This window comes from Stenotrophomonas terrae (assembly GCF_001431465.1).
GTDB lineage: Bacteria > Pseudomonadota > Gammaproteobacteria > Xanthomonadales > Xanthomonadaceae > Stenotrophomonas > Stenotrophomonas terrae.
The window spans coordinates 82,948-99,484 of the sequence record NZ_LDJJ01000033.1 but is presented as its reverse complement, the minus strand read 5'-3'; the positions used below and the strand labels follow the sequence as shown (position 1 = coordinate 99,484).

At 63.8% G+C, this 16,537-nt stretch carries 14 protein-coding genes; all 14 read left to right on the top strand.

Going from position 1 to position 16,537, the window contains the following annotated elements; genetic code table 11:
* Positions 1 to 34: 34 nt before the first annotated feature.
* Entirely contained in the window at positions 35 to 283 is a 249-nt protein-coding gene (locus ABB27_RS10430; protein WP_057628640.1) for a FeoA family protein, read from the top strand.
* Positions 280 to 2,136, top strand: coding sequence for a ferrous iron transport protein B (feoB, locus tag ABB27_RS10425; protein ID WP_057628639.1), 1,857 nt, complete (start codon positions 280 to 282; stop codon positions 2,134 to 2,136). The genes ABB27_RS10430 and feoB overlap by 4 nt, the downstream gene beginning before the upstream one ends.
* Before the next feature lies 1 nt (position 2,137).
* Positions 2,138 to 2,392 (top strand): DUF6587 family protein, encoded by a 255-nt coding sequence (locus ABB27_RS10420; protein ID WP_057628638.1) that lies wholly within the window; start codon positions 2,138 to 2,140, stop codon positions 2,390 to 2,392.
* A gap of 187 nt (positions 2,393 to 2,579) precedes the next feature.
* Positions 2,580 to 3,086, top strand: a complete 507-nt coding sequence (locus ABB27_RS10415) for a hypothetical protein (RefSeq protein WP_057628637.1) — start codon at positions 2,580 to 2,582, stop codon at positions 3,084 to 3,086.
* A 52-nt stretch (positions 3,087 to 3,138) separates the two neighbouring features.
* Positions 3,139 to 3,870 carry a 4-hydroxy-tetrahydrodipicolinate reductase gene (gene dapB, locus ABB27_RS10410; RefSeq protein ID WP_057628636.1) on the top strand — a complete coding sequence of 244 codons (732 nt, stop codon included), beginning with the start codon at positions 3,139 to 3,141 and terminating at the stop codon, positions 3,868 to 3,870.
* Between the two features lie 237 nt (positions 3,871 to 4,107).
* Positions 4,108 to 5,238, top strand: coding sequence for a glutamine-hydrolyzing carbamoyl-phosphate synthase small subunit (carA, locus tag ABB27_RS10405; protein WP_057628635.1), 1,131 nt, complete (start codon positions 4,108 to 4,110; stop codon positions 5,236 to 5,238).
* A gap of 50 nt (positions 5,239 to 5,288) precedes the next feature.
* Complete coding sequence (locus ABB27_RS10400; RefSeq protein WP_425477531.1) at positions 5,289 to 5,678, top strand: DUF6973 domain-containing protein; 390 nt, start codon at positions 5,289 to 5,291, stop codon at positions 5,676 to 5,678.
* A gap of 8 nt (positions 5,679 to 5,686) precedes the next feature.
* Positions 5,687 to 8,929, top strand: a complete 3,243-nt coding sequence (gene carB / locus ABB27_RS10395) for a carbamoyl-phosphate synthase large subunit (protein WP_057628633.1) — start codon at positions 5,687 to 5,689, stop codon at positions 8,927 to 8,929.
* An 8-nt stretch (positions 8,930 to 8,937) separates the two neighbouring features.
* Complete coding sequence (greA, locus tag ABB27_RS10390; protein ID WP_484600299.1) at positions 8,938 to 9,402, top strand: transcription elongation factor GreA; 465 nt, start codon at positions 8,938 to 8,940, stop codon at positions 9,400 to 9,402.
* Between the two features lie 2 nt (positions 9,403 to 9,404).
* Positions 9,405 to 10,328 (top strand): hypothetical protein, encoded by a 924-nt coding sequence (locus ABB27_RS10385; RefSeq protein WP_057628631.1) that lies wholly within the window; start codon positions 9,405 to 9,407, stop codon positions 10,326 to 10,328.
* Complete coding sequence (recJ, locus tag ABB27_RS10380; RefSeq protein ID WP_057628630.1) at positions 10,321 to 12,048, top strand: single-stranded-DNA-specific exonuclease RecJ; 1,728 nt, start codon at positions 10,321 to 10,323, stop codon at positions 12,046 to 12,048. The genes ABB27_RS10385 and recJ overlap by 8 nt, the downstream gene beginning before the upstream one ends.
* A gap of 458 nt (positions 12,049 to 12,506) precedes the next feature.
* Positions 12,507 to 14,753, top strand: a complete 2,247-nt coding sequence (locus tag ABB27_RS10375) for a type VI secretion system Vgr family protein (RefSeq protein ID WP_057628629.1) — start codon at positions 12,507 to 12,509, stop codon at positions 14,751 to 14,753.
* 18 nt (positions 14,754 to 14,771) lie between these two features.
* The gene (locus tag ABB27_RS10370) at positions 14,772 to 16,391 is read left to right on the top strand and encodes a hypothetical protein (RefSeq protein ID WP_057628628.1); all 1,620 of its coding nucleotides are present in this window, start codon (positions 14,772 to 14,774) and stop codon (positions 16,389 to 16,391) included.
* A complete protein-coding gene (locus tag ABB27_RS20435) occupies positions 16,388 to 16,519 on the top strand; it encodes a hypothetical protein (protein ID WP_275452865.1) in 132 nt (43 codons plus the stop codon). The genes ABB27_RS10370 and ABB27_RS20435 overlap by 4 nt, the downstream gene beginning before the upstream one ends.
* Positions 16,520 to 16,537: the final 18 nt, after the last annotated feature.

The following is a 16,537-nucleotide window of genomic DNA, read 5'->3' as shown; positions in this document are numbered from 1 at the left end:
TCATTCTTATCCACTCTACATAGGCGCCCATTCAGTGACGTTGTCAGATTTGCCCCTGCACGCTTCAGCGCGGGTGGAGAGCGTTCAGGACCTGCATGCAAATGACGCCATTGCACGGCGTCTGCGCGAGTTGGGTTTCGTCAATGGAGAAGAGGTGCGTCTGGTAGCGCGCGGCCCGGTGGGCGGTGAGCCGCTGCTGTACCAGGTGGGCTTTACCCGCTTCGCCCTGCGTCGCAGTGAAGCTGCGCGGGTCCAGGTGAGCGCAGAAGGAGCGCAGTCATGAGTACGGCAGTTGCACGGTTGGCCCTGGTAGGCAACCCGAACAGCGGCAAGACCGCGCTGTTCAACCAGTTGACCGGCAGCCGCCAGAAGGTGGCCAACTACAGCGGTGTCACCGTGGAACGCAAGGAAGGCCGCATGCGCGGACCCTCCGGGCAGGAATACGCGGTGTTGGACCTGCCCGGCGCTTACAGCCTGCAGCCGGCCAGCCTGGACGAGGCGATCACCCGTGACCTGTGCCGGGGCTTCTACCCCGGCGAAGCGGCACCCGATGCGCTGATCTGCGTCATCGACGCGACCAACCTGCGCCTGCATCTGCGTTTCGCGCTGGAAGTGCGTGAGCTGGGCAAGCCGATGGTGGTGGCCTTGAACATGGTCGATGCGGCGCGCAAACGCGGCATCGAAATCGACGTGCCGGCTCTGGAAAAGGCCTTGGGCGTGCCGGTGGTGGAAACCGTGGCGGTGCGTCACAACGGCGCACGCGCGCTGGTCGAGCGCATCGACGCACTGATGCCGCGTCTGGACGCCATGCCGGTGCACCCGGTTGAACCTGGCGCTGACTACCACGTGCAGGTGCGCGACATCCTGGCCTCGGCCGTGCGTATGCCGGCGCCGACCGCCAAGGTCGACGACGCGCTGGACCGTTGGCTGCTGCACCCGGTCTACGGCTTGCTGACCCTGGCCGTGGTCATGTTCCTGATCTTCCAGGCGGTGTATGCCTGGGCCACGCCACTGATGGATGGTATCGAGGCTGGTTTCGCCTGGCTGGGCCAGCTGGCCGCAGCCAAGCTGCCGGAAGGGCCGCTGAGCAGCCTGCTGGTGGACGGCATCATTGCCGGCGTCGGTGGTGTGCTGGTGTTCCTGCCGCAGATCCTGATCCTGTTCGCCTTCATTCTGGCCTTGGAAGAGTCCGGCTATCTGCCGCGCGCTGCTTTCCTGCTCGATCGGATGATGGCGGCGGCGGGTTTGTCGGGGCGCTCGTTCATCCCGCTGCTGTCCAGTTTCGCTTGTGCGGTACCGGGCATCATGTCGACCCGCTCGATTCAGGACCCGCGTGATCGCCTGGCCACTATCCTGGTGGCACCGCTGATGACCTGCTCGGCACGCCTGCCGGTCTATGCGCTGCTGATCGGCGCCTTCATCCCGGCCAAGACCGTGTGGGGCATGTTCAATCAGCAGGGCCTGGTGCTGTTCGCCCTGTACCTGGCCGGTATCATCAGTGCGCTGGTGATGTCGTGGACGATGAAGAAGTTCCGTCGCGACAAGAGCGAGCATCCCTTGATGCTGGAGCTGCCGTCCTATCGGCTGCCCAACCCGCGCGACCTGCTGGTAGGCCTGTACGAGCGCGCGATGATCTTCCTCAAGCGCGTCGGCGGCATCATCCTGTCGTTGACCATCCTGCTGTGGTTCCTGCTTTCGTATCCGGGTGCGCCGGAGAACGCGACCATGCCGGCCATTGATTACAGCTTTGCCGGCCAGATTGGTCATGCAATGGCGGTGATCTTCGCGCCGCTGGGCTTCAACTGGCAGATCTGCATTGCCTTGATTCCCGGCATGGGTGCGCGTGAGGTGGCGGTGTCCTCGCTGGCCACGATCTATGCGCTGTCCGCTGCCGATGACGATGCCGCCATCCAGGCGCTGACCCCGGTGATCAGTGATGGCTGGACGCTGGCGACCGGCCTGTCGCTGATGGTGTGGTTCATCTACGCGCCGATGTGCATTTCCACCCTGGCCACCATCAAGCGCGAGACCAACTCGTGGAAGCAGATGGCCTTTGCCACGGTGTACCTGTTTGGCGCGGCCTATCTGGCGGCGTTCGTCACCTACCAGGTGGCGGTGGCATTGGGAGCCGGCTGAGATGGACAGGAGCCTGTTGCTGCAATACCTGATCATCGCCGTGGCGGTGCTGGTCAGTGCCTGGGTGGTGCTGAAGAAACAGTTCCCGGGCGTATTGCGCAAGCTGCGTGGCGTGCTGGCCTTGTGGCTGGTGCGGCCGCAGCGCTCGCCGCGCCTGCAGGCCTGGGGGCGTCGCCTGGCGCCGCCGGCGGCCAGTAGCGGCGGTGCCTGTGGCGGTTGCAGCAGTTGCGGGCCCAGCGAGCCGAAACAACATTGAGTGATACGACGGCGCCGGGTTATCCCGGCGTTGTCGTATCTGCGGCATGCGCCAGTTGATCCGCCGTTGGTCGAGCCGGGATGGCAGTGCAGGGCAGGGGCGGGACGCCGGGTTTTTGGGTTGTGCCTGTCGATAGGCGCCGGCTGTACACTTCGACGATTGCAGGAAGCAACCAGGGGGTGTTGGCATGAAGTCGTTTATCGGAATTGTGGTGCTGGTCGTGGTGCTGGCGGTGTGTGCGTCGGTGTATCTGCGTGGTGGCAACAAGATCAATCGGGACCAGGTGCGCGCGCTGTACCAGCGTACTGACCTCGCCATTGCGGCAAGCGATGACAAGCCCTTGTGCGAGATGTTGTCAGAAGACTATGTGCAGACCACGGTGACCAAGACCGAAACCGCACAGGCCGAGGAGAGCCATGACCGCGCGCAGTCCTGCGCAGCGTTGGCGCAGAGCATGCAGCAGCTGCGTCAGCTGCGCGAAATGTTCGGCGGGCGCATGCCGCTGCGTTACGAACAGACGGTCGGTGATATCAGCATTGCCAGTGACGGCCGTTCGGCTGAGGTCGAGGTGTCGGCCATTGTTGAAATGGCGGGCATGCGCATGGTCAGCCGTGGTCGCGATACCGTCGAACGCAGGCGCTGGCGTACCTACCTGACCAGCAGCCGAGCGGTTACCCATGTCGGCCGCATGTAATGACGCGCGGCGCGCTTGTGCGCAGGGCGCTTGAGGCGTTAGCGTTCGGCCCATGAATACGACTCCCACCCGTTTGTTGATCCACGGTGCCTCCGGGCGCATGGGTCAGGCCCTGCTGCGTCTTGCGGCAGAAGATTCCTCGTTGCAGGTGGTTGCTGCCGTGGTGCGCAAACCGCCGATCCAGCGCGTGATCGACGGCATTCCGCATTTTGCCGCCAGTGAGCTGGCCGGCGCGCCGGCCTTTGACGTGGCGATCGATTTCAGTCTGCCAGAGGGGTTTGACCCGATTCTGGCGCTGTGTGCGGAGCGGGGTGTGGGCCTGGTCTCGGGCACTACCGGCATCAGTGACCAACAGCAGGCGGCGCTGACCGCTGCGGCAGCCAGGATTCCACTGGTTTGGGCGACCAATTTCAGCTTGGGCGTGGCGGTGCTGGCTGAGCTGGTGGAGCGGGCGGCGGCGGCGTTGCCGGGCTGGGACTGCGACATCGTCGAGTCGCACCATGTCCACAAGAAGGACGCGCCCTCGGGCACCGCGCTGACGCTGGGCGAATCGGCGCTGCACGGTGGCGCCGAGCCGCGCTACGCCAGCCTGCGTGCCGGCGACATCATCGGCGAGCATTTCGTGCAGTTCACCGGCCTGGGTGAGCGGGTGGAGCTGGTGCATCGGGCGACCAATCGCGACATTTTCGCGCGTGGCGCCCTGCATGCAGCCAAGCAGTTGCGCCAGCGCGCCCCGGGCCAGTACCGGGTGCGCGATCTGCTTGGAAACGTGATCGAGGCCTGAGAAAGCTGAATGTGCGGCATGATCCTTGTGTAAAAAGGATCCGTTTGCGCCTGAACAGCTGAAGGAAGGCGCACGGGGCGCTGGCGTTGGTGCCCCCTTGCCTTTACAATTCCGGCTCGCCGAAACACGTTAGCCGGACCGGTTCCCAGACCGCCGTCCGCGCTTTTTTGCAACCGGTTTTTGACCGTGAACGCAGGCGTGGCTTCGGAGTCCCCCGGTAGCCAAAGTGAGATTCCCGTGACCCAAGCCGCAATTCTCGTGCTCGAAGACGGCACCGTATTCGAGGGCGAATCCGTAGGCGCGCCCGGCCTATCCGTGGGTGAGGTGGTGTTCAACACCGCCATGACCGGTTATCAGGAAATGCTGACCGATCCGTCCTACGCCCGGCAGATGATCACCCTGACCTACCCGCATATCGGCAACACCGGTATGAACGACCAGGACAATGAAGCCGCCAAGGTATGGGCATCGGGCCTGATCGTGCGCGATGTGCCGCGCCGCCCGAGCAGCTGGCGCAACCAGGTGTCGCTGCAGGATTGGTTGATCCAGCGCGGCGTGGTGGCCATTTCCGGCATCGACACCCGCAAGCTGACCCGCATCCTGCGTGAGCGTGGCGCACAGAACGGCGCACTGATGGCCGGCCCCGACATCGACGTCGAGAAGGCACTGGAAGCGGCCCGCAAGTTCCCCGGCCTGAAGGGCATGGATCTGGCAAAGGTGGTCAGCACCGACAAGCCCTACAGCTGGGCTGACGGCCAGTTGGACCTGGACAGCAATGAATTCGCCCGCGCCGAACCGAAGTTCAAGGTTGTGGCCTACGACTTCGGCGTGAAGACCAACATCCTGCGCATGCTGGCCGAACGCGGCTGCGAGCTGACCGTGGTGCCGGCACAGACCCCGGCGGCCGAGGTGCTGGCGATGAATCCGGACGGCGTGTTCCTGTCCAACGGCCCGGGCGACCCGGAACCCTGCGACTACGCCATCAGCGCGATCAAGACCTTTGTCGAAAAGAAGCTGCCGACCTTCGGTATCTGCCTGGGCCACCAGCTGCTCGGCCTGGCCTCCGGTGCCAAGACCATGAAGATGGGCCATGGTCACCACGGTGCCAACCACCCGGTGCAGGACATCGACGACGGCCGGGTGATGATCACCTCGCAGAACCACGGCTTCGCCATCGACGAAAGCGTGCTGCCGGCCAATGTGCGGGTTACCCACCGCTCGCTGTTCGACCAGACCATCCAGGGTATTGCCCTGACCGATGCGCCAGCGTTCTCCTTCCAGGGTCACCCGGAAGCATCGCCAGGTCCGCGTGACGTCGCCCCGTTGTTTGACCGCTTCATCACCTTGATGGAAAAGGCCCAGGCCTGATGCCCAGGTTGGCAGCCGCCTCACGTTTCCGTCGCTGGCAGTGGCCGGTGATGGTTGCAGTGGTGCTGGCTGCCTATCCGACCTTCGTGCTTGCCAATGTCTACTGGAAGTTTTTCCAGGCCGATCTTCCCGGCGGACGTAACGGTCCTGCCGATGCCTATCGGCACAGTCTGGCCAGCGCCATCGTTGCGTTCACCTTGTCGCCGCGCTGCGTCGATTGGGTGACTGCAGTAATGGAAGACGACGGTCGGGGCAATGCAAGCCGGGCCATGGATGCCCACAACAACCGGATCGGCGCGCGCTTGGGCGCGGCCGCTCCCAGCTGGGCCGCGATGCAGCGCGACGTACGCGCCGCGGTCGAACACGGAGCGGTCAACGCCGCTTCAACCGATCAGATAACCTGGCTCGCCCCGATGGCGTGGCAGGAACGAATTTACTGAGGATTGTCATGCCAAAGCGCACCGACCTAAAAACCATCCTGATCATCGGCGCCGGCCCGATCGTCATCGGCCAAGCCTGTGAGTTCGACTACTCCGGCGCGCAGGCGTGCAAGGCGCTGCGTGACGAGGGTTACCGCGTGGTGTTGGTGAACTCCAACCCGGCCACCATCATGACCGACCCGGAGATGGCTGATGCCGTCTACATCGAGCCGATCAACTGGCAGATGGTCGAGAAGATCATCGAGAAGGAGCGCCCCGACGCGCTGCTGCCGACCATGGGCGGCCAGACCGCGCTGAACTGCGCGCTGGACCTGGCTGACAATGGCGTGCTGGAGAAGTACAACGTCGAACTGATCGGCGCCAAGCGCGAAGCGATCATGATGGCCGAAGACCGCGAGCTGTTCCGCGTGGCGATGGGTGAGATCGGTCTGGAATGCCCGACCGCCGCCGTTGCCCACACGCTGGAAGAAGCGCTGGAAATCCAGGCCCGCGTTGGCTACCCGACCATCATCCGTCCGTCCTTCACCCTGGGTGGCAGCGGCGGCGGCATCGCCTACAACCGCGAAGAGCTGATCGAGATCGTCGGCCGCGGCCTGGAACTGTCGCCGACCAGCGAAGTGCTGGTGGAAGAGTCGGTGCTGGGCTGGAAGGAATTCGAGATGGAAGTGGTCCGCGACACCGCGGACAACTGCATCATCGTCTGCTCGATCGAGAACCTCGACCCGATGGGCGTGCACACCGGTGACTCGATCACCGTGGCGCCGGCACAGACCCTGACTGACAAGGAATACCAGCGCCTGCGCGATGCCTCCATCGCCGTGCTGCGCAAGATCGGCGTGGACACCGGCGGCTCCAACGTGCAGTTCGGCATCAGCCCGACCACCGGCCGCGTGGTGGTGATCGAGATGAACCCGCGCGTGTCGCGTTCCTCGGCACTGGCCTCCAAGGCCACCGGCTTCCCGATCGCCAAGGTCGCCGCCAAGCTGGCCGTGGGTTACACCCTGGACGAATTGAAGAACGAAATCACCGGCGGCTTGACCCCGGCGTCGTTCGAGCCGTCGATCGATTACGTCGTCACCAAGATTCCGCGCTTTGCCTTCGAGAAGTTCCCGGCCGCCGACGCCCGCCTGACCACCCAGATGAAGTCGGTGGGCGAGGTGATGGCGATGGGCCGCACCTTCAAGGAATCGCTGCAGAAGGCCCTGCGTGGCCTGGAAACCGGCAAGGTCGGCCTCGACCCGACCGAGCTGGATCTGAACAACGAAGACGACATCGCCACCATGAAGCGCGAGCTCAAGGCCCCGGGCCCGGAGCGTCTGTTCTTCGTCGGTGATGCGTTCCGCAGCGGCCTGAGCGTCGAAGACATCTTCGCGATGTCGCATATCGACCCGTGGTTCCTCGACCAGATCGAGGAAATCATCGCCGACGAAAAGCAGGTGCATGCCGAAGGCATCGACTCGCTCAACGCTGCGCGCCTGCGCCAGCTCAAGCGCGCTGGTTTCTCCGATGCGCGCCTGGCCCAGCTGACCGGCACCAACGAAGCAGCCATCCGTGCGCTGCGCCGTGCACACAAGGTGCGCCCGGTCTACAAGCGCGTGGATTCCTGCGCCGGCGAGTTCGCCACCGGTACCGCCTACCTGTACTCCACCTACGAGGACGAGTGCGAGGCTGCGCCGAGCAACCGCGACAAGATCATGATCCTGGGTGGCGGCCCGAACCGCATCGGCCAGGGCATCGAGTTCGACTACTGCTGCGTGCATGCCGCGCTCGCCCTGCGCGAGGACGGCTATGAAACCATCATGGTCAACTGCAACCCGGAAACCGTCTCCACCGATTACGACACCTCCGACCGCCTGTACTTCGAGCCGCTGACGCTGGAAGACGTGTTGGAGATCGTCGAGCTGGAACAGCCCAAGGGCGTGATCGTGCAGTACGGCGGCCAGACCCCGCTGAAGCTGGCGCGCGCACTGGAAGCCAATGGCGTGCCGGTGATCGGCACCTCGCCGGATTCCATCGACCTGGCCGAAGACCGCGAGCGCTTCCAGCAGCTGGTCGACAAGCTCGGCCTGAAGCAGCCGCCGAACCGTATTGCCCGCAACGACCAGGAAGCCCTGCTGCTGGCCCGCGAAATCGGCTACCCGCTGGTGGTGCGCCCGAGCTATGTGCTCGGTGGCCGTGCAATGGAGATCGTCTACAGCGAATCCGACCTGGCCCGCTACGTGCGCGACGCGGTCAAGGTTTCGAACGATTCGCCGGTGCTGCTGGACCACTTCCTGGATGCGGCGGTTGAAGCCGACGTCGACATCATCTGCGACAAGGATGGCAACGTTCTGATCGGCGGCGTGATGGAGCACATCGAAGAAGCCGGCGTGCACTCCGGTGACTCGTCCTGCTCGCTGCCGCCGTACTCGCTGTCTGCCGAAACCCAGGCCGAACTGCGCCGCCAGGTCACTGAGCTGGCCAAGGCGTTGAAGGTTGTCGGCCTGATGAACACCCAGTTCGCGATCCAGGCCGATGCCGACGGCAACGACGTGATCTTCCTGCTGGAAGTGAACCCGCGTGCCTCGCGCACCGTGCCGTTCGTGTCCAAGGCCACCGGCATGGCGCTGGCCAAGATCGCCGCCCGCTGCATGGCCGGCAAGACCCTGGCCGAGCAGGGCGCGACCAAGGAAATCGTGCCGGGCTATTACTCGGTGAAGGAAGCCATCTTCCCGTTCGCCAAGTTCCAGGGCGTGGATCCGATCCTTGGGCCGGAGATGCGCTCCACCGGTGAGGTGATGGGCGTCGGCCGCACCTTCAGCGCCGCCTTCGCGCGTGCGCAGGAAGCCGGCAGCATCAAGACCCCGCCGGTCGGCAAGGTCTTCATCTCGGTGCGCGACGCTGACAAGCAACGCGTGATGCCGGCGGTGCAGGGCCTGGTCGAACGTGGCTACTCGCTGGTGGCCACCCGTGGCACCGCTGCCTGGTTGCAGCAGCACGGTTACACCTGCGATGTGGTCAACAAGGTGGTTGAAGGCCGTCCGCACATCGTGGACAGCATCAAGAATGGCGAGATCGTCTATATCGTCAACACGACCGAAGGTCGCGCGGCGATCAACGACTCGTTCTCGATCCGTCGCGAAGCACTGCAGAACCGCATCACCTACTCCACCACGGTTGCCGGCGCCAAGGCGCTGGTGCAGTCGCTGGAGTTCCGTGGTACCGGCCCGGTGTTGTCGCTGCAGGAACTGCACAAGGAGTTGAATGCATGAGAGCCCCAATCACGATGAAGGGCGCCAAGCGCCTGCGTGACGAGCTTGACCACCTGAAGTCGGAAAAGCGCCCCAAGGTCATCGCTGCCATCGCCGAAGCGCGCGAGCACGGCGACCTGAAGGAAAACGCCGAGTACCACGCCGCGCGCGAAGAGCAGAGCTTCATCGAAGGCCGCATCAAGCTGCTGGAAGGTGAGCTGTCGCATTCGGAAGTGATCGACATCAGCAAGCTCAACGCCGGCAGCAAGGTGGTATTCGGCGCGACGGTGACCTTGGCTGACGTCGAAAACGACGAAGAGAAGCGTTACCAGATCGTCGGTGACCTGGAAGCGGACATCAAGCTGGGCTTGATTGCCATTTCCTCGCCGGTGGCACGCGCCCTGATTGGCAAGAACGAGGGCGACGCGATCGCCATCGCCGCGCCGGCCGGCCAGCGCGAGTACGAAATCATCAGCGTCGAATACCTCGACTGACGATGGCCAAGGCCACACTGCTGCTGCCCGCACGCAGCCGCTTTCCGGCAGGCGAACTGCCGGCACAGGTGGCTACGGCCCTGGGCCGTGCCGAGCGCTCGCTCGGTGCGGCCGGTGAATCGGCGCAGCTGCGCCGTCACTTCAGCGTGCAGCCGGCCGACTGGTCGGCTGCTGCCGTGACCCGCCAGGCCGATGCCGGCGATGCCGCCGGGGGCTTCTGGCTACGTGCCGACCCGGCCAGTATCGTGCCGGACATGCAGGGCGCGCGCTTGATGGCCGCCGCCGAGACCCTGCGCCTGGAACAAGCCGACGTTGATGCCTTGCTGCCTGCATTGCAGCCGTTGTTCGCCGGTTTCGGTTACCAGCTGGATGCACCGACGCCGTCGCGCTGGTATCTACGCCTGCCCGAAGACACCCCGTTGCCGACGTTCGCCGAGCCCGATGTGGTGCTGGGCGACGATCTGTTCGCCCATCTGCCCGATGGTGAGAATGGGCGCCGCTGGCGTGGCTTGTTGACCGAGGCGCAGGTGGTGCTGCATCAGCACCCCTGGAACGAGCAGCGCGTGGCGCAAGGCCAACGCGCGGTGAATTCCCTGTGGTTCTGGGGCGCCGGCAGCCTTCCGCAGTCGGTGCATACCGCGCATGCGCAGGTGCGTAGCCGTGATGCCCTGGTACAGGGCTTGGCGGCCTTGGCCGGTGTACGACTGGGCGGTGAGCAGAGCGTCGACGCACTGGTTGATCTGCGCCAGCTGCGCTCGTTGCAGCAACTGGCCAACGATGCCATCACGCCATTGCTTGAGGCCCTGGCGCGTGGCGAACTCAGCGAACTGCAGCTCGATTTCGAGGATGGCACCGGCTACCGCCTCAGCCGCGGGCAGCGCTGGTGCTTCTGGAAGAAACCGATGGCGACGCTGGCCGATGAGTGAGAATTTGAAGGTCGTTCGCCGTGACACGGTTGCGAGCGACGGTTGGGGCGATGAAACCCTGCCGCTGTTGCGACGCATCTATGCCGCACGCGGTGCAATCACGCCCGAGCAGGCACAGCCGCGTCTGGCGCAGTTGCATGCGCCGGAGTTGTTGGGTGGCATGCAGGCCGCGGTTGGGTTGTTGGCCGATGCGATCGCCAATGACAAACGCATCCTGATCGTCGGCGATTTCGACTGTGACGGTGCCACAGCATGTGCGGTCGGCGTGCGTGGACTGCGCATGCTCGGTGCACGCGACGTGGTGCATGCGGTGCCGAACAGAGTGGTGCATGGCTACGGCCTGTCGCCATCGCTGGTGGAAGAGTTGGCGGTGTTGAAGCCGGATCTGCTGGTGACGGTGGATCACGGCATTGCCTGCCATGCGGGCGTGCGCGCCGCCAAGGCATTGGGCTGGCAGGTACTGGTTACCGACCATCACCTGCCCGGCGAACAGCTGCCACCGGCCGATGCGATTGTTGATCCGAACGTGGACGGCGATGCATTCCCGAGCAAGGCATTGGCTGGCGTGGGAGTGATCTTCTACGTGTTGATGGCGCTGCGCCGGCATATGCGTGAACAAGCGGCCTTTGCTGAGCAGCCTGAGCCCGATCTGCTGAGCTTGCTGGACCTGGTTGCGGTGGGCACCGTGGCCGATCTGGTGGCCCTGGACGACAACAACCGCGCCTTGGTATCCGCCGGTTTGCGCCGCCTGCGCGCGGGCAAGGCCAGTGTGGGTTTGCAGGCTTTGATCGAGGTGAGCGGCCGCGATGTGCGCAGGCTCAGTGCCAGTGACATCGGTTATGCGGTCGCGCCGCGGCTCAATGCCGCCGGTCGCCTGGAAGACATGGCGCTGGGCATCGAGCTGCTGCTGACCGAAGACCCGGCACAAGCGCGGCATATCGCCACCTTGCTGGAAGAGATCAACGCCGAACGCCGCGCCGTGCAGCAGATCATGACCGACGACGCCGAGAAGGCCGTCGCGCGTGCCTTGTTGGATGACGATATGCAGCGGCCGGTGGCAGCCTGCCTGTTCGATGCCGAATGGCATCCGGGTGTGGTTGGCCTGGTGGCTTCGAAGATGAAGGACCGCCTGCACCGGCCGGTGATTGCGTTTGCGCCGGCTGAGCCGGGTGGCGATGCATTGCGGGGTTCGGCGCGCTCGATCAGTGGTTTCCATATCCGTGATGCATTGGCGGCGATCAATGCCAATCATCCCGGTTTGATGGAAAAATTCGGCGGCCATGCAATGGCCGCCGGGCTCAGCCTGCCGCTGGCGAATCTGGATGCGTTCAAGCAGGCGTTCGTGCAGCAGGTACAACGCAGCCTGGACCCGGCCTTGCTGCAACAACAGTTGCTCAGCGATGGCGAGTTGTCGCCCGCCGAGCTGGACTTCCAGCACGCCGAAGCACTGCGCTTGGCGGGGCCCTGGGGGCAGGGCTTCGCCGAACCGCTGTTTGATGGTGAATTCGAGGTGCTTGAGTGGCGTGTGCTGAAGGAGCGCCACCTGAAGCTGGTGCTGCGCCAGCAGGGCAGCACCGCGCGGATCAACGCGATCCATTTCAGCGGCTGGACCGGCACGGCACCGGCGCAACACGTGCAGGTCGCTTACCGCCTGGTGAGTGATGACTACCGCGGTGGCAAGGCTATCCAGCTGATCGTCGAGCACTGCGCCTCCGTTTGACATGGGCGGCCGCGCGCACCGCCTGTAGTGCCGAGCCATGCTCGGCAGGGGACTCCCCGCAGATCCGTCGCCACGTTCTGGATTCCTGCTCCCGGGTGCGCTTCGCTTACCCGGGCTACATAGAGCCGCCTTCTACAGGTGCGCCTTCAATAGCGCGAGACCGATCTCGCCAGCTGGATTCCCCCGCGGCTTTGTGTGATCTACATCGCTAAAGACGGGTTTTGAATGTCCAGACAACAAACACGGATTGGAAGCCAGCGACACACAGGGTTTGCGCAGTTCACTGCATGTGCACGCCGTGATTGCGTTAGGGCCACGTGATGAAGCTCGTCCTCGACTAATACTTTCCTACGAATTCAGCCTTTGATCCCCCGATACGGGCGTCAGAAAACTGGCGCGTTTCATAAAGCGATGGCACAGTCGGGTTCTCGATACTGCATGGGACGACGGAACGCCCGATGTTCGCCGAATCACTTTCAGCAGCAGGCGGCTTGCAACGCCTGCATCAAGATCGCCGCCTGGTCCGTATTGAAACCGCACTTGCCCCGGAAACATTCCTGGTCAAACGTTTCAACGGCAACGAAGCGGTTTCCGCGCCATTCCTCTATCACATCGAGTTGTTGTCGACCCAGTCACGGCTGGAGTTGAAGCAGCTGGTTGGGCAGCCCTTGCGTCTGCTGCTCGGCGACGAATTTGGTGGCCGCAGTGTGCATGGCTACGTGCGCGAGTTTGCCAGCACCGGGCAACAGGCGCAGTTCAACAGCTACCGCGCCGAAGTTGCGCCCTGGTTCGCTTTCCTCGACTACACCAGCAATTGCCGCATCTTCCAGGACAAGAACGTTCTGGAGATCATCGAGGAGGTCTTTGCCGGCTACGAGCAACTGGCGCGCTACCGTTACGATCTCAATACCGGCAAGCTGCGGCCGCTGTCGTATTGCGTGCAGTACAACGAGTCGGATTTCGCCTTCGTCAGCCGCCTGCTGGAAGACGCGGGCCTGTATTACAGCTTCGTCCATGACGACGATGGGCATACGCTCGTCATCAGCGATGACTCCACGCTCAGTGTGGTGCACGGTGAGCCGGGCGCAGTTGCCTATGTGTCCGATCAGGGCACCTTGGCGCGTACCGGCCTGCACCGTTGGGGCGCACGACGCAGGGTAGGGCCGAGCGCGCAGACATTGCGCAGCTTCGACTTCAAACAGCCCAAGCAGCAGCTCGATGGCAACCAGGGCAATCAGGTGCCGATGGGTTTGTTGCCGCCATTGGAACAGTACCGCTACGACGGCGCGGCGCGTTTTGCCAATAGCCGTGTTGGTGAGGCTTTGGCGGCGGTACGCAATGAAGAAGTCAGTTGGCCAACCAAGTTGTTTGAATGTGCCGGCAACGCCGGTGAGTTGGAGGCGGGCGCCTGCTTCAGTCTAGATCGGCATCCGGATTTCATCGGCCGTGATGATGTGGACCGTGAATTCTTCGTGGTGTCGATGCAGCGCGAAGGACACAACAACTTCGCCAGCGATTTCTCCAGCGCCGAGTTGCCCAGCGTGGAGATGCAGGCGCAGGTATTGCGGCGGCGCATTCCGTTCCGTCCCTTGCGGCAGACCCCTTGGCCGCGCATGCCGGGGCCGCAGACGGCTACTGTTGTTGGTCCGCCAGGTGAAGAACTGCACGCCGATGCCTATGGCCGGGTGAAGGTGCAGTTCCACTGGGACCGCAAGCTGGATCGGCGCGAAAACGCCTCGTGCTGGATCCGCAGCGCCAGCCCCTGGGCCGGTGCCGACATGGGTGGCGTGTCGCCGCCGCGTATCGGCCAAGAGGTGATCGTCGACTTCCTCGATGGTGACCCGGACCGGCCGATCATCACCGGCCGCGTCTACAACGAACAGAACATGCCGCCCTTCGGCATGGAAGTCAGCGGTCTGAAATCGAAGACGGTGAAGGGCGCGGGTTGGAACGAAGTGACCATGCACGACGGCGCCGGCGGCGAGCTGCTGAACATGCGCGCGCAGCGCGACATGGTCACCACCGTGCTCAACGACCAGACCGCGAGCATCCTCAACAACAAAACCACAAGTGTGACGGTTGACCATGGCATGACCGTGGGCGGCAACCAGACCATCGGCGTCACCGGCAATCGTGGGATTACTGTCACCGGCACCGATACCTCCACCGTGACCGGAACGCGCACCACCGATGTCACCGGCGCGGTGGCCGAGACGTATCACACCGGTCAGACCAAGACCATTCTTGCTGCCGGTTATACCGAAACCATCACCGGCCCGTTCACTACCACGTTGACCGGTAACTACATCAGCCAGCGCACCGGCACGTGGAAGCAGACCATCACCTCGACTTCGTCGGAGCAGGTGCAGGGGAAGGTAACCGAGGAATATCTTGCCGGGCGCGAGACCACCATCACCGGCCTGGACAAGCGCGGCGTGACCGGCGCGGTCGAGGATGCCAACAAGGGTTCACGCACCATCGGCGTGGAGGGGGCGTTCGAGCAGGGCGTTACTGAAACCCACTCGCAGTTCTCCACTGGCGAGATGACCTTGGCGTCTGCGGCGAAGTTGATTGCAGCTGTGGGTGAATCCTCGGCCATTGAAATCACCGCAGGCGAAATCAAGATCAGCGCCGGCGGTTCGGAAGTGGTGATCAACGCCAGCGGAGTCTCGGTCAACGGCAGCGAGATCAAACTCAACTGCTAAGCAGAACGGAGATTCAGCATGCAGGACACCCCCATGTTGCGCGGCCTCGCTACCTTGCGCGAGGCTTGGCTGCAGGCAAGTTCCGATCCCTCCCGGCGACTGCTGATATGGCGCCTGCCGGCAAATGCCAGTCGTCTGTTGGCGGCCTTCTTCGAGATGCAGCGGCATGATGAAGGCCGTGATACGCCGGATTATTTCCTGCGTATCGACACCCGCTACGAGCTTGGTTTCCGCTACAGCCGGCAGATCAAGCAGGATCTGCTGGAGCGCTACCTCGGCAGCCAGGATGAACTGCGCGAGCAGGGCGTAACGCTGGGCTGGCGTGGCCCCAACGAAACCCATCCGGACTCCGCGGCAGGTGTGATCGAGGTACTGGAGAGCTTCGCCGAACATCACGGCGCGCATCTGCGCTTGATGGCGGCGGTGCTGGAGCCCGAGCGCTATTTTCCCGGCGATGGCTTTGAGCGTTGGGTCTCGGCCGCATTGAACGCTGGCCCGAACGCGAATTTGCGCTTGGTATTGGTAGACACCCAGGAAGATCCACGCTGGCAGCCCTTGTTGGAAAAACACGCAGGCGTAGCTGCGTTGATTGGTGCAGACGTCGACATGTTCGGCATTGCGCGCGACACCGCGGCGCAATCCACGGGGCGTGGACCAGAAGTGTTGTACCGGCAGCTGCTGGCCGACCTGATGTTGCTGATCGAGCGTGGCAGCCCTGCGCAGGTGGTGACACGTGCCGAACGTGCGCAGGCCCTTGCCACACGCAATGGTTGGCACGACCAGCAGTCGGTGGTGCAGATGATGGTGGCCGGTGCCTGGCTCAAGCACGGTGACCACGCGCAGGCGATCACTGCCTACCGCGGTGCACGCACTGCGGCTGAGAGCGCAAGGCTGGGCGGAAACGCTGCCGGTGCTGATCTGGTGATGCAGAGCTGGTTTGGCGAAGCGGGTTGCTGGTTGACCGCCAAACAGCCCGAGCGCGCCGCGCAGACCTATCTGCAGGCATCGGCTTCGGCAGCGGCCATCCCGCACCCCATGTTCCAGTTGGAGGGGCAACGCATGGCCGGTTGGTGCCAGCTGCAGGCAGGCAACCGGGAAGTGGCACGCACGCAGTTGCTGGAAGCCATTCGCATTGCCAAGCCCTTGTCGCCGGCGGACCGCAAAACCACAACGCTGCCGCAGGCGCTGTGGGATCTGCTGTTGTTGCAGGACGCACGTCGTTGCCAGAAGTTGCAGGACGTCGCGGCGGAGTATGTGCAAGCCAGCACGCGCGTATTCGGTGATGCTGAGAGCAGCGCCACGGCGCTGGGGCCGCGGCCTGCACGATCGGCGCTCGATGCCGTCGAGCGGCAGTTGGATGCCGCGCTGGAGCAGGGCTTCCACCGCGCGCAGCAGGAGCGCGAGCGGCTGATCCAGGCCGGCGACGAGTTCTTCCGCAAGATCGTCGCCGTGGGCCGCGATTTTCTCGATCCAGGTTGGAACGGCATTCCGGCCATTGAGCATCCCCTGGATCATGAGATCCCGGTATGGAGCGAGCCTCCAGCGATGCAGCCCTTGCCGGACCCCTCCGAGCTGCTGCAGGCAGCAAGCGCGGCGCGCACTACATCCCCAACAACGGCAGGAGCAGCACTGGCATGACGCCAAGCAGGAAAACAGCGGTGATGGCTGTGGCCATCGTGATTGGAATCATTGTGGTGGCCTGGATCAGTGCCGACTATCGCGATGAGGTCAAAGCCTTTCTGCGTGCGCTGTTGCGCGCCATCTAAGCAACAAGGAGTGTTGCC

Bases quoted from the DNA above. Each gene is read 5' to 3' on its own strand.
- feoB (WP_057628639.1), top strand. From the start codon at position 280: ATGAGTACGGCAGTTGCACGGTTGGCCCTGGTAGGCAACCCGAACAGC.
- ABB27_RS10420 (WP_057628638.1), top strand. From the start codon at position 2,138: ATGGACAGGAGCCTGTTGCTGCAATACCTGATCATCGCCGTGGCGGTG.
- ABB27_RS10415 (WP_057628637.1), top strand. From the start codon at position 2,580: ATGAAGTCGTTTATCGGAATTGTGGTGCTGGTCGTGGTGCTGGCGGTG.
- dapB (WP_057628636.1), top strand. From the start codon at position 3,139: ATGAATACGACTCCCACCCGTTTGTTGATCCACGGTGCCTCCGGGCGC.
- ABB27_RS10400 (WP_425477531.1), top strand. From the start codon at position 5,289: ATGGTTGCAGTGGTGCTGGCTGCCTATCCGACCTTCGTGCTTGCCAAT.
- carB (WP_057628633.1), top strand. From the start codon at position 5,687: ATGCCAAAGCGCACCGACCTAAAAACCATCCTGATCATCGGCGCCGGC.
- ABB27_RS10385 (WP_057628631.1), top strand. From the start codon at position 9,405: ATGGCCAAGGCCACACTGCTGCTGCCCGCACGCAGCCGCTTTCCGGCA.
- recJ (WP_057628630.1), top strand. From the start codon at position 10,321: ATGAGTGAGAATTTGAAGGTCGTTCGCCGTGACACGGTTGCGAGCGAC.
- ABB27_RS10375 (WP_057628629.1), top strand. From the start codon at position 12,507: ATGTTCGCCGAATCACTTTCAGCAGCAGGCGGCTTGCAACGCCTGCAT.
- ABB27_RS10370 (WP_057628628.1), top strand. From the start codon at position 14,772: ATGCAGGACACCCCCATGTTGCGCGGCCTCGCTACCTTGCGCGAGGCT.
- ABB27_RS20435 (WP_275452865.1), top strand. From the start codon at position 16,388: ATGACGCCAAGCAGGAAAACAGCGGTGATGGCTGTGGCCATCGTGATT.